Below are 11,269 nucleotides of genomic sequence, written 5' to 3'. Positions count from 1 at the left end.
CAGACGTCATATCTGGGTACACTGAGTGTGATACCGAGCGAGCGAAAGGTCAAGCCGGGCATGACGATACGCGACCAAACCGCGACCCAGGTCTACTCCGCATCCCCACGCAAGCGGGAGTCGGTGACCGACCAGATCAAGGGCCTGATCCTCGCCGAGGGCCTTCGCCCCGGCGACCTGATGCCCACCGAAGCCGAGATCTGCGCCCGCCTCGAGGTGAGCCGTTCGAGTGTGCGCGAGGCGATGCGCATGCTCGCCGCGCTCGACATCGTCGAGGTGCGCCACGGCCACGGCACGTACGTGGGCCAGCTCTCCCTTGCTCCCCTCGTCGAGGGCCTCGTCTTCCGGGGCGTCGTCGACCAGGACGACAGTCTCGCCGCATTGCGCGAAGTGGTCGAGGTTCGCGAGGCCCTCGACCTGGCGATGGCGGCACAGGTGACGACGGCGCTCGCGGGCGTCGACGACTCGGTGCTGAAGGCGCTCGTCGCGATCATGGCCGAGAAGGGTGCCCGCGGCGAGGCCTTCGCCGAAGAGGACCTCGCATTCCACACGCGGCTGCTCGGATACCTCGACAACACGCTCGTCGGACAGCTCGTCGCGGCATTCTGGGAGGTCAACACCGCGGTCTACCCGATGCTCGGACTCCCGCCCGCGGCCGACATCGCCGACACGGCTCGCGCTCACGGGGCGATGCTCGACGCCGCCGTCGCGGGCGACGCCGAGCGGTATCGCAAGGCCGTCGTCGAGCATTACCTGCCGCTGCGGCGCGCGCTCGACAAAGCCGGCGTCAAGCCCTGACGCTCCCCGCGGCCGACCCGCGTCAGCGGCCGAGCACCTCGCGCAGCGCGCCCAGCGTGAGCAGGTCGTCGTCGACTCCGCCGCCCTCGTGCCCGTTGTACGGCCAGACGGTGACCTGCTTCGGCCCCGCGTAGTTGTTGTACGCCGCGAACACGGTCGACGGCGGGCAGACCGCGTCCATGAGCGCGGCCGTGATCCAGACCGGCGCCTTCGCGCGGCGCGCGAAGTTCACGCCGTCGAAGTACGAGAGCGTGTCGAGCACCTGCTCGGTGCGCTCGCGGTACCAGGCGAGGTACTCGCCGATCTCCTTGTAGGGCTTCGCGTCGGTGATGACCGTCGCCCGCGGGAAGTCGCACAGGAACGGCACGCGTGCGATCGCGCCGGCGAGGTCGGGCACCAGTCCCGCGACCGCGAGCGTCAGTCCCCCACCCTGGCTGATGCCGAAGATCGCGATGCGCCCGGCGTCGACGAGCGGCAGCTCGCGCGCGGCATCCGTCAATCGAACCGCATCGGTGATCAACCGGCGGAAGTAGTATGTCGCCGCGCTCTCGACGCCGCGTGTCATGAAGCCCGGGACCTGCGGGCCCGAGCCGACCTCGTCGGGCGTGGCACCGCGCGAGCCGCTCCAGGCCTGCCCGCGGGTGTCGAGTTCGAGGTGGGCGTACCCCGCCGATGCCCAGAGCAGGTTCTCGACCTCGTCGCCGCGCCCGCGACCGTAGCCGTGGAACTGCACGACGGTGGGAAGGGGGGCCCGGGTGCCGACCGGGAGGCGCAGCCAGGCGCGCACGCGCTGCCCGTTGAATCCCGCGAACGACACGTCGTACACGTCGATGGTCGTGAGCTGCGTCTCGACTCGCTCGACGGTCACCGCGAGGTCGTGGCTGCGAGCCTCGGCGAGTGTGGTCGACCAGAACTCGTCGAAGTCAGCGGGCTCGCGACCGCTTCCGCGATACGCGCGCAGCTCGGCTTCGGGAAGATCGACGTACATGTGCTGAACCTCTCGTCTCGGTCACCGTCACGGTCATCAAATCACAGTTGGATATCTGACGTCAGATGTACCGACACGAACTCCCCGACTCCAATGCCCCGCACTACCGCCGCCCGACCCCGAAGGGCCCGACGGCCCGCGCGACTAGGCTGGAACCCGTGACAGGACACGAGGACGTGGGCGACGGCATCCAGGCGAACACGCGCACGATCGAGGCGTCGGTCGTCACCGACTTCAGCGATCGCATGAGCTACGGCGGGTACCTCGACCTGCCGACGCTGCTCAGCGCGCAGCGCCCCATCTCGCGGCCCGAGCACCACGACGAACTGCTCTTCATCGTTCAGCACCAGACCACCGAGTTGTGGCTGAAGCTCGTGCTGCACGAACTCGAGACCGCCCGCGACCTGCTGCGCGACGACCAGCTCGCCCGGGCGTTGAAGTGCATCGCACGGGTCAAGCACATCCAGAAGACGCTCACCGAGCAGTGGTCGGTGCTCGCGACGCTGACCCCGTCCGAGTACGCCCAGTTCCGCGGGGTGCTCGGCAATGCGAGCGGGTTCCAGTCCTACCAGTACCGGGCGGTCGAGTTCGTGCTCGGCAACAAGCACGCGCGCATGCTGTCGGTGTTCGAGTCCGATCCCGACGCGCACGCCCTGCTCACGCGCGAACTCGAGACGCCGAGCCTCTACGACGAGTTCCTGCGGCTGCTCGCGCGGACCGGTTATCCGATCCCGCAGGCCGTGCTCGACCGCGATGTCACGAAGGCGTGGACCTTCCAGCCCGAGCTCGTTCCCGTGTTCGCGGCGATCTACTCCGACACCGACGCGCACTGGGCGGCCTACGAGACGTGCGAAGAGCTCGTCGACCTCGAGGACAACTTCCAGCTCTGGCGCTTCCGGCACCTGAAGACCGTCGAGCGCATCATCGGCTCGAAGCCCGGCACGGGCGGGTCGAGCGGCGCCCCGTTCCTCAAGCGCGCACTCGAGCTCACGTTCTTCCCCGAGCTGTACGCCGTGCGCACCGAGATCCCGGGGTGATCGGATGACCCGGCCGGCCATCTCCCTCGGACCGCTCGCCACTCCCGTGCGCCGGTCGCTGAACGGCGACCACCCCGGCGAGACCGGCACGATGCTGCCGCCCCTCATCGACCACCACGTGCACCTCATGATCGTCGGCATCGACGCCCTCGCCGACGGCAACCTGGCCGGAGCCGTCGACCTCGGGTCACCCCTCGACCTCGTGTCGGCGGGCCGACGCCGCGACGGGTTCCCCCGCGTCGACTACGCCGGCAACTTCCTCACGGCACGCGGCGGCTATCCGGTGGGGCGCCCGTGGGCGGCGCCCGGCAGCGTGCGCGAACTCGACGCAGAGCCCGGCGACAGCCGCGCCGCCCTGCCCGGAGCCGCCGAGACCGCGGTGCGCGAGCAGCAGGCGTTCGGGGCATCCGTCATCAAGGTCGCCCTCAACTCCGCCGCCGGGCCGGTGTTCGACCGCGCCACGCTCGCGGCAGTCGTCGCCGCCGCGCGCGAACTCGACCTGCCGGTCGTCGCGCATGTCGAGGGCGACGGCATGACGGCCCTCGCGGTCGACGCCGGCGTCGACGCGCTCGCCCACACCCCGTTCACCGAGCGCATCGACGACGCGCTCATCGCGCGCGCGGTGGCCGCCGGGCAGCGGTGGATCTCGACGCTGTTCGTGGCGGGATACGGGTCGACGACGCCCGAGAGCGAACGGGCACTCGACAACCTCACCCGGTTCCGCGCCGCGGGCGGGCACGTGCTCTACGGCACAGATCTCGGCAACGGCGAACAGCCGCTCGGCGTCAACCCCGCCGAGCTCGCACTGCTCATCGAGGCGGGGCTCGGGGCATCCGACCTCATCTCGACCATCACCGATCCCTGGCCGCGCCGATCGCGCGCCGAAGGCATCGCGACCTTCGTACCCGGCCCGCCGCCGGCCGCCCTCGACGAACTTCCCGACTGGCTGGCGACGGCGTGCGTCGTCCCCGCGGAAGACCTGGAGACCCTGTGAGCCTCGACCCGCATCTCGCATTCGCCCGCCGCATGGACCGCGCCGACGGCCTCGCGCACTACCGCAAGCGCTTCGCGGGCGCCGAGACCGACCTCGTCTACTTCGACGGCAACTCGCTCGGGCGACCGCCGGTGTCTGCGATCGAGCGCATGGGGGAATTCATGCGCGACGGGTGGGGCGAGCGGCTCATCCGCGGGTGGGACGAGGCCTGGCTGCAACTGCCCGTCGAGATCGGCGATCGCATCGGGCGCTCGGTCATCGAGGCCAAGGCCGGCCAGACGGTCATCGGCGACTCCACCACCGTGCTGCTCTACAAGCTCGCCCGGGCCGCCGTCGACGCGCAGATCGCGCGCGACCCGCGCCGACGCGAGATCGTCGTCGACACCGACAACTTCCCCACCGATCGGTACGTGCTCGACGGCATCGCGAACGAGCGCGGCCTGAAGCTGCGCTGGATCGACGTCGACACGTCGACGGGCGTGACGCCCGAACAACTCGCCGAGGCCGTCGGCCCCGAGACCGCCCTCGTGGTCATCTCGCACGTCGCCTACCGATCGGCGTACCTCGCCGACGCGCCCGAGCTCACGCGCATCGCGCACGATGCCGGCGCACTTATCATGTGGGACCTCTGCCATTCGGCGGGATCGGTTCCGATTCGAGCGGATGCCTGGGGCTTCGACCTCGCCGTCGGATGCACCTACAAGTACCTGAACGGCGGGCCGGGTTCGCCCGCGTTCGCCTACGTGCGCGACGACCTGCAGGCGGTGATCACGCAGCCGATCCAGGGCTGGTTCGGCACGCGCGACATGTTCGCGATGGGGCCCGACTACGAACCCGAGCCGAGTATTCGCCGGTTCCTCTCGGGCACGTCGCCGATCGTCGCCATGCTGCCGATGGAAGAGACCCTCGCGATGATCGAGGAGGCCGGCATGCCGGCGCTGCGCGCCAAGTCGGTCGCGCTGACGTCGTTCGCGATCGCCCTCGCCGACGACTGGCTCGGCCCCCTCGGCGTCACCCTCGCCTCCCCCGCCGACTCCGAGGAGCGCGGCGGGCACGTCACCCTGCACCATCCCGCGATGCGCGAGGTGACCGCGCGGCTCTGGCAACGCGACGTCATCCCCGACTACCGTGACCCCGGCGGGCTTCGCATCGGCCTCTCGCCATTGTCGACGAGCTTCGAAGAGGTGCACCGCGGGCTCGCGGCCACGCGCGACGTGCTGAAGTCGGTGCTGCTGGAGCGCGCCGGGCTCGCGTAGCGGAGGGCTTCGGTTGCCCGGAATCCGGCGCCTCACGACCTGGTCGACACCCGGCCGAACTTGCGGATCGACAGCGGCACGAAGACGAGCAGCATGAGGGCGATCCCGATGAGCGAGGTGGCGATCGGGTTCTGCAGCGTCCACACGTCGGGTTCGGGATAGCCGGGCGGCACGTTGCCGAACAGTTCGCGCGCCGCGAGCACGAGCGCCGACACCGGGTTGTATTCGGCGAACGTCTGGAGCGGACCCGGCAGGGTCTCGGACGGCACGAACGCGTTCGACAGGAAGGTGAGCGGGAAGAGGATGATGAATGCGGCATTGTTGATGACCTCGGGACTTCGAACGCTCATGCCGAGGAACGCCATCACCCACGAGAACGCGTAGCCGAAGAGCAGCAGGAGCGCGACGCCGGCGAGGCCCTCCCAGACGCTCGTCGTGATGCGCCAGCCGACGATCAGACCGGCGGCGATCATCACCACCATCGAAAGGGAATTGATCACGAGGTCGCCGTTGGTGCGACCGATGAGCACTGCCGAGTGGCTGATCGGCAGGGTGCGGAAGCGGTCGATGATGCCGTTCTTCAGGTCTTGCGCCATCGCCGAGCCCGACCACGTCGAACCGAACACGATGGTCTGCGCGAAGATGCCGGCCATGATGAACTCGGTATAGCTGATGCCCGGAATGTCGATCACGCCCTCGTACACATACGTGAACAGCAGCACGAACATGATCGGCTGCAGGGTCGTGAACACGAGCACGTCGGGCACGCGCTTGATCTTGATGAGGTTGCGCTTCGTCGTCGCCCATCCGTCGGTGTACCAAGTGCTGAGCCCGCTCGGGCGGCGGACAGCGGATGCCCCTGGCTTGGCGATCGTCGTCATGAGCCCGCCCCCGCCCGCTCGTGCGCCGGCTCGTCGGCGGCGGTGTCGGTCTCGGCCATGTGGCCGGTGAGCTTCAGGAACACGTCGTCGAGCGTGGGGCGCCGCATGCCCGCATCATGCATGCGCACCCCGACCGCGTTGAGTTCGGTGAGCGTGGACTCGAGCGCGCGGGGGCCTTCGGTGACGCCGACGGTGAATGTGCGACCGTCGTCGGAGGTGCGAGGTTCGGATGCTCCGTGCCGAGCGAGCACCGCGAGCACGAGTTCGGCGTCGCCCGGGTCGACGACGGTGAGCTCGATCTGCTGGCCGCCGACCTGTGCCTTCAGCTCATCGGCCGTGCCCTCGGCGATGACGCGCCCCCCGTCGATCACGGAGATCGCGTCGGCGAGCCGGTCGGCCTCCTCGAGGTATTGGGTCGTGAGGAACACCGTCGTGCCCTCGCTGACGAGCCCCTGGATGATCTCCCACATCCCCATGCGGCTGCGCGGATCGAGACCCGTCGTCGGCTCGTCGAGGAAGAGCACCTGGGGCTTGGAGAAGATCGCGCCTGCGAGGTCGATGCGGCGGCGCATGCCGCCGGAGAAGCCTTTCACCGGTCGGTTCTGCGCCTCGCTGAGCTCGAACGCGTCGATGAGCTCGTGCGCCCGCCGTCGGGACTCACGGGCCGGGTAGTGGTAGAGGCGGCCCACCATGTCGAGGTTCTCGAGCCCGGTGAGGTCTTCGTCGACGGCGGCGTACTGGCCCGACACCCCGATGATGGGGCGCACCTCGTCGCCGCGCTTCAGCACGTCGATACCGCCGATGGTCGCGGTGCCCTCGTCTGGCACGAGCAGAGTGGTGAACACCTTGACGGCGGTGGTCTTGCCCGCGCCGTTGGGGCCGAGGAGCGCGCGCACCGTGCCCTGCTCGACCGACAGGTCGACGCCGGCGAGCGCTTCTACCGGTGGCGCGTTGCGGACGTGGTAGCGCTTGACGAGCCCCCGGGCCTCGATGAAGGCCATGTGCTCGACCGTAGACGAGGCCACCGACATCGACAAGGCCTCGCCCGCCTCGAATCCCGCTCGGTGCTCCGAACGTTTGTCAACCCCGCCCGCGCACTCGCGCCACGCTCGGGCGACGCGCGTACCATGGCCGCATCTCAACGACGAAGGGCGGGAATCATGACGAAGTCGAACCGCGATATCGCTGAGGCGACGCAGGCGGCGCGTGAGGCTGCTGCTCGTGCCACGTCCGCGACTGCCGACGCCGTCGACGACCTCACCGACGACGCCGAGGACGCTGCGGAACGAGCCACCGCGGTGGTCGGCGACCTGGTCGACGACGTGCGTTCAGCGGCCACCGACGCCGCCGAGGCGATCTCGGAGCAGGCGCACGAGATGTACTCCGACGCCAAGGACGCCGCAGACGAAGGCATCGCGTACGTGCGGGCGAAGTACCGAGAGAACCCGGCGCTCGTCGTCCTCGTCGCCATCGCGGCGATCGTCGCGGTGACGGTCGTCGTTCGGGCGATCTTCCGGCGCTGAGCGCCCGGGCACGTTCGAGACGAGCATGACGCCGCCTCGCGCCCGATAGAATCGAGGTATCCACCCCCTCACCGGACGGAGAACCGCGGTGCCCACCATCGTCGTCGAAGTGATGCCCAAGGCCGAACTGCTCGATCCCCAGGGCAAGGCCGTCGCCGGCGCCCTCGCCCGCACCGGGCACTCCGGATACACGGGCGTGCGGGTCGGCAAGCGGTTCGAGCTCACGGTCGACGGGCCCGTCGACGACGCGCTCCGCGCGAGCGTGAAGCAGATCGCCGAGGAGATCCTCTCGAACCAGGTCATCGAAGACGTCGTGGGCATCCACTACGAGGTGACCAACATCGAGCTCGCCGAAGAGGCCGTCGAAGCGGCATCCGTCACCGATGAGGGCTTCGGAGCCCCCGCGGGCGAGACCCACTGAGCGGGCGGGCCGACCACATGCGCATCGGTGTCATCACCTTCCCCGGCTCGCTCGACGACCGCGACGCGCAGCGCGCGGTGCGACTCGCGGGCGGCGAGCCCGTCGCGCTCTGGCACGGCTCGCACGACCTCGAGGGCGTCGACGCCCTCATCCTGCCCGGCGGCTTCAGCTACGGCGACTACCTGCGCTGCGGCGCGATCGCCTCGCTCAGCCCGATCATGACCGAGGTCGTCGCCGCGGCGAACGCGGGCATGCCCGTGCTCGGCATCTGCAACGGCTTCCAGATGCTGACCGAGGCGGGGCTGCTCGAGGGCGGGCTCATCCGCAACGACCACGGCTCGTTCATCTGCCGCGACCAGGTGCTCAGCGTCGAGAACGCGTCGACCGCGTGGACCGCCGAGTTCGAGGCCGGGCAGCAGATCACGATCCCGCTGAAGAACGGCGAGGGCGGCTTCATCGCGTCCGACGAGACGCTCGACCGGCTCGAGGGCGAGGGTCGCGTCGTGTTCCGCTACGTCGACGTGAACCCCAACGGATCCCTGCGGGACATCGCCGGCATCTCGAACGAACGCGGCAACGTGGTGGGGCTCATGCCGCACCCCGAGCACGCCGTCGAGCCCGGCTTCGGCCCCGACACCCCCGCCGCGATGCGGTCGGGTGTCGATGGGCTCGGGTTCTTCACGAGCGTCGTGAAGCGGGCGCTCGTCGAGGCGTAGACACGCACGGGCCCTGTCCGTCACGCCTCGGCCGCCCGTCCGCACCTGTCGGGTACCGGCTTCAGCCGCGTCTCGCGAGCAGCTCCTCCTGCGTCGGCCGGGCGTCGGCCGCGCTGCGCCGCGGCCAGTACGACAGCGCCCGCTCGGCCATCGCCGTGATCGTGAGTGAGGGGTTGACGCCGGGGTTCGCGGGCATCGCTGCCCCGTCGACGACGTGCAGCCCGGGGTGGCCCCAGACGCGGTGATACGGGTCGACGACCCCGTGCTCGGGCGAGCCCGAGACGACCGCCCCGCCGAGGAAGTGCGCCGTCAACGGGATGCCGAAGACCTCGGGCCACGAACCGCGCGCCTCGGCGGGCACTCCGCCGGCCGACTGCATGCGCGCCGCGATCGCCTGCGCCGCGAGGTGCGCGCCGGGCAGGTGGCTCGGGTTCGGCTCGCCCTCCCCCTGGGCGCTCGTGAGCACACGGCGCCCGAGCCTGTGCTTCAGCGAGAGCGTGAGCGAGTTGTCGGCGGTCTGCATGACGAGGGCGATGATGCCGCGTTCGCTCCATCGCCGGAGCGAGCTCAGTCGCAGGGTCGTGATCGGATGCCGCACCGCACCGCCGACGAGGGCGCCGAGCCGCACGAGCAGCGGGCGGCCCCCGGGCACGAGGCCGGTCGCGAGGGCGCCCATGAGGTTCGACCCCGGCCCGTAGCGCACGTTCTCGACGTGCGTGCGCTCGTCGACGTGGAACGAGGTCGTGATCGCGACGCCGCGCGCGAGGCCGAGCCCCTCGGGCACCGACACCGCGACGGCGCCGTCGAGGGCCTCGGAGTTCGTGCGGGTGAGCCGGCCGAGCGCGTCGGAGAGACCGGGCAGCCCGCCCGAGTCCTTCATGCGGTGCAGCAGCTGCTGGGTACCCCAGGTGCCGGCGGCGAACACAACCTGCTCGGCGGTGACGGTACGACGGTCGCGGCGCACCGTCGCCCCGCTGCGCACGGTCGTCACGGCGTACCCGCCGCCGTCGAGCGCACGCACCTCGGTGACGGTGCGCAGCGGCTCGATCGTCGCGCCGAGCTGTTCCGCGAGCGGCAGGTAGTTCTTCGCGAGCGTGTTCTTCGCGCCGACGCGGCAGCCGACCATGCAGTTGCCGCAGAACGTGCACCCGGTGCGGTCGGGGCCCTCGCCGCCGAAGAACGGGTCGGGCACCGTCTCGCCGGGAGCGCCGAAGTACACCCCGACGGGGGCGCGGCGGAAGGTCTCGCCGACGCCGAGGTCGTTCGCGGCACCGGCCATGATGCGTTCGACCGGCCCGTCGTGGGGGTACTGCGGCACGACGCCGAGCATGCGCTTCGCGGTCGCGTAGTGCGGCGCGAGCTCGTGCTGCCAGTCGGCGAGCGCGCCCCACTGCGGGTCGGCGAAGAAGGCAGGTCCCGGTTCGTAGAGGGTGTTCGCGTAGTTCAGCGATCCGCCGCCGACGCCCGCCCCGGCGAGGATCATGACGTGCGGCAGCTTGTGGATGCGCTGCACGCCGTAGCATCCGATCGCGGGCGCCCAGAGGTACCGCCGGAGGTTCCACGAGGTCTTCGCGAAGTCCTCGTCGGCGAAGCGCCGCCCCGCCTCGTACACGTGCACGCCGTAGCCCTTGGACGCGAGCCGGAGGGCCGCGACCGAGCCGCCGAAGCCCGAGCCGACGATGACGACGTCGTGGTCGAAGGCGGTCATGCGGATGCCTCGCGGCCGGCCTCTGCGGCGACGACGACGCCGCTCGCGGAGGGCACGAGCACGGTGAGCGCCCCCGGCACGACCCTGATCCGCACCCGCCCCGAACCGACGCGCTCGCCGTCGGCGTAGACGACGAGCCCCGGGGCATCCACCTCGACGACGCTCGCCTGCGCGGTCGTGACCTCTGGCCGTTCGACGTGGGCGCCGCGCAGCAGCAGCGGGAAGAGCCGGGCGAGCTTCGCTCGACCGAGCGGGCCGACGTGCGTGACGTCGAGCAGCCCGTCGTCGGGGACCGCCGCCGGGCACACCGGCTTGCCCCCGCCGTAGCTGCGCGTGCTGCCGACGGCGATGAGGGTGCCGGGCGCCGCGCGCAGCGACTGCCCGTCGAGGCGGTACTCGAAGGGCACCGGGCGCAGGCGCGCGAGCTCGATGACGAGGGCCAGGTAGTAGCGTGCCCGCCCGCTGGGCCAGCGCAACCGGTTCGTGCGCTCGCTGACGTGTGCGTCGAAGCCGAGTGCCGCGACGGTGAGGAAGCGCTTCGTGCCCGTCGCCGACTCGACCTCGCCGACGTCGATCGCGCGGGGCGTGCCGTGCACGGCGAGCTCCGCCGCGTCCGCCGCGGCGTCGGCCGCGTCGAAGGGCAGGCCGAGGGCACGGGCGAGGTCGTTGCCGGTGCCGGCGGGGACGAGGGCGATCGGCACCCCCGAGCCGACGACGGCGTCGAGCACCGAGGAGAGCGTGCCGTCGCCGCCGACGACGACGAGCGCGCTGGGTCGGGTCGCGACCGCCTCGCGGGCGAGCCGGCGGGTGTCGTCGACCGACGCGCCCGAGAGCACGCGCAGCTCGGCCCCGAGCTGCTCGAGCCGGGCGACGGCGCGCTGCGCGGCCTCGGCGCCGCGGCCGCGGCCCGAGCTCGGGTTCACGAGCACCACGATGTGCCCGATCAT

At 70.8% G+C, this 11,269-nt stretch carries 12 protein-coding genes; 7 read left to right on the top strand and 5 right to left on the bottom strand.

Going from position 1 to position 11,269, the window contains the following annotated elements; all coding sequences use genetic code 11:
- Positions 1–123: 123 nt before the first annotated feature.
- Complete coding sequence (locus tag LQ757_RS03020) at positions 124–798, top strand: FadR/GntR family transcriptional regulator (RefSeq protein ID WP_231045717.1); 675 nt, start codon at positions 124–126, stop codon at positions 796–798.
- A gap of 22 nt (positions 799–820) precedes the next feature.
- On the opposite strand, the gene LQ757_RS03015 is transcribed toward LQ757_RS03020, so the two are convergent.
- Complete coding sequence (locus LQ757_RS03015; protein ID WP_231045716.1) at positions 821–1,786, bottom strand: acetylxylan esterase; 966 nt, start codon at positions 1,784–1,786, stop codon at positions 821–823.
- 158 nt (positions 1,787–1,944) lie between these two features.
- On the opposite strand from LQ757_RS03015, the gene kynA reads away from it, so the two are divergent.
- The 3 genes from kynA to LQ757_RS03000 are packed head-to-tail and all read left to right on the top strand — an operon-like array spanning position 1,945 to position 5,073.
- A complete protein-coding gene (gene kynA / locus LQ757_RS03010; protein WP_372459618.1) occupies positions 1,945–2,823 on the top strand; it encodes a tryptophan 2,3-dioxygenase in 879 nt (292 codons plus the stop codon).
- A 4-nt stretch (positions 2,824–2,827) separates the two neighbouring features.
- Positions 2,828–3,817: an amidohydrolase family protein gene (locus LQ757_RS03005; protein ID WP_231045715.1), complete on the top strand. Its 990-nt coding sequence runs from the start codon at positions 2,828–2,830 to the stop codon at positions 3,815–3,817.
- 32 nt (positions 3,818–3,849) lie between these two features.
- On the top strand, positions 3,850–5,073 hold the full coding sequence (locus LQ757_RS03000; protein ID WP_231046301.1) for a kynureninase: 1,224 nt from the start codon (positions 3,850–3,852) through the stop codon (positions 5,071–5,073).
- 32 nt (positions 5,074–5,105) lie between these two features.
- On the opposite strand, the gene LQ757_RS02995 is transcribed toward LQ757_RS03000, so the two are convergent.
- Together LQ757_RS02995 and LQ757_RS02990 are read right to left on the bottom strand one after the other, a co-directional pair.
- Complete coding sequence (locus tag LQ757_RS02995; protein ID WP_231045714.1) at positions 5,106–5,954, bottom strand: ABC transporter permease; 849 nt, start codon at positions 5,952–5,954, stop codon at positions 5,106–5,108.
- The gene (locus LQ757_RS02990) at positions 5,951–6,955 is read right to left on the bottom strand and encodes an ATP-binding cassette domain-containing protein (protein WP_231045713.1); all 1,005 of its coding nucleotides are present in this window, start codon (positions 6,953–6,955) and stop codon (positions 5,951–5,953) included. The genes LQ757_RS02995 and LQ757_RS02990 overlap by 4 nt, the downstream gene beginning before the upstream one ends.
- Before the next feature lie 159 nt (positions 6,956–7,114).
- Here LQ757_RS02990 and LQ757_RS02985 point away from each other — a divergent pair, with 159 nt between their 5' ends.
- The 3 genes from LQ757_RS02985 to purQ all read left to right on the top strand — a co-directional run bounded on the left by LQ757_RS02985 (position 7,115) and on the right by purQ (position 8,614).
- Positions 7,115–7,477: a hypothetical protein gene (locus LQ757_RS02985; protein ID WP_231045712.1), complete on the top strand. Its 363-nt coding sequence runs from the start codon at positions 7,115–7,117 to the stop codon at positions 7,475–7,477.
- Between the two features lie 88 nt (positions 7,478–7,565).
- Positions 7,566–7,898, top strand: a complete 333-nt coding sequence (gene purS, locus LQ757_RS02980) for a phosphoribosylformylglycinamidine synthase subunit PurS (protein WP_231045711.1) — start codon at positions 7,566–7,568, stop codon at positions 7,896–7,898.
- A gap of 17 nt (positions 7,899–7,915) precedes the next feature.
- Positions 7,916–8,614 carry a phosphoribosylformylglycinamidine synthase subunit PurQ gene (gene purQ / locus LQ757_RS02975; RefSeq protein WP_231045710.1) on the top strand — a complete coding sequence of 233 codons (699 nt, stop codon included), beginning with the start codon at positions 7,916–7,918 and terminating at the stop codon, positions 8,612–8,614.
- 61 nt (positions 8,615–8,675) lie between these two features.
- Here the strand turns inward: purQ and LQ757_RS02970 are convergent, their stop codons facing one another.
- Both LQ757_RS02970 and LQ757_RS02965 read right to left on the bottom strand, forming a co-directional pair.
- Positions 8,676–10,322 carry a GMC oxidoreductase gene (locus LQ757_RS02970; RefSeq protein WP_231045709.1) on the bottom strand — a complete coding sequence of 549 codons (1,647 nt, stop codon included), beginning with the start codon at positions 10,320–10,322 and terminating at the stop codon, positions 8,676–8,678.
- Complete coding sequence (locus LQ757_RS02965; protein WP_231045708.1) at positions 10,319–11,269, bottom strand: diacylglycerol kinase; 951 nt, start codon at positions 11,267–11,269, stop codon at positions 10,319–10,321. Before LQ757_RS02965 ends, LQ757_RS02970 begins: the two co-directional genes overlap by 4 nt.

The sequence above is a fragment of the Agromyces cavernae genome (assembly GCF_021044935.1).
Classification (GTDB): Bacteria; Actinomycetota; Actinomycetes; order Actinomycetales; family Microbacteriaceae; genus Agromyces; species Agromyces cavernae.
Note: the sequence above shows the minus strand (reverse complement) of the source record. Positions and strands in the feature narration are given on the sequence as shown.

What these genes read in the sequence shown, in the direction of transcription:
- purQ (WP_231045710.1), top strand. Translation starts at nt 7,916, where the DNA reads ATGCGCATCGGTGTCATCACCTTCCCCGGCTCGCTCGACGACCGCGAC.
- LQ757_RS02995 (WP_231045714.1), bottom strand. Translation starts at nt 5,954, where the DNA reads ATGACGACGATCGCCAAGCCAGGGGCATCCGCTGTCCGCCGCCCGAGC.
- LQ757_RS03015 (WP_231045716.1), bottom strand. Translation starts at nt 1,786, where the DNA reads ATGTACGTCGATCTTCCCGAAGCCGAGCTGCGCGCGTATCGCGGAAGC.
- LQ757_RS02965 (WP_231045708.1), bottom strand. Translation starts at nt 11,269, where the DNA reads ATGATCGGGCACATCGTGGTGCTCGTGAACCCGAGCTCGGGCCGCGGC.
- LQ757_RS03005 (WP_231045715.1), top strand. Translation starts at nt 2,828, where the DNA reads ATGACCCGGCCGGCCATCTCCCTCGGACCGCTCGCCACTCCCGTGCGC.
- LQ757_RS02970 (WP_231045709.1), bottom strand. Translation starts at nt 10,322, where the DNA reads ATGACCGCCTTCGACCACGACGTCGTCATCGTCGGCTCGGGCTTCGGC.
- LQ757_RS02985 (WP_231045712.1), top strand. Translation starts at nt 7,115, where the DNA reads ATGACGAAGTCGAACCGCGATATCGCTGAGGCGACGCAGGCGGCGCGT.
- LQ757_RS03000 (WP_231046301.1), top strand. Translation starts at nt 3,850, where the DNA reads ATGGACCGCGCCGACGGCCTCGCGCACTACCGCAAGCGCTTCGCGGGC.
- LQ757_RS02990 (WP_231045713.1), bottom strand. Translation starts at nt 6,955, where the DNA reads ATGGCCTTCATCGAGGCCCGGGGGCTCGTCAAGCGCTACCACGTCCGC.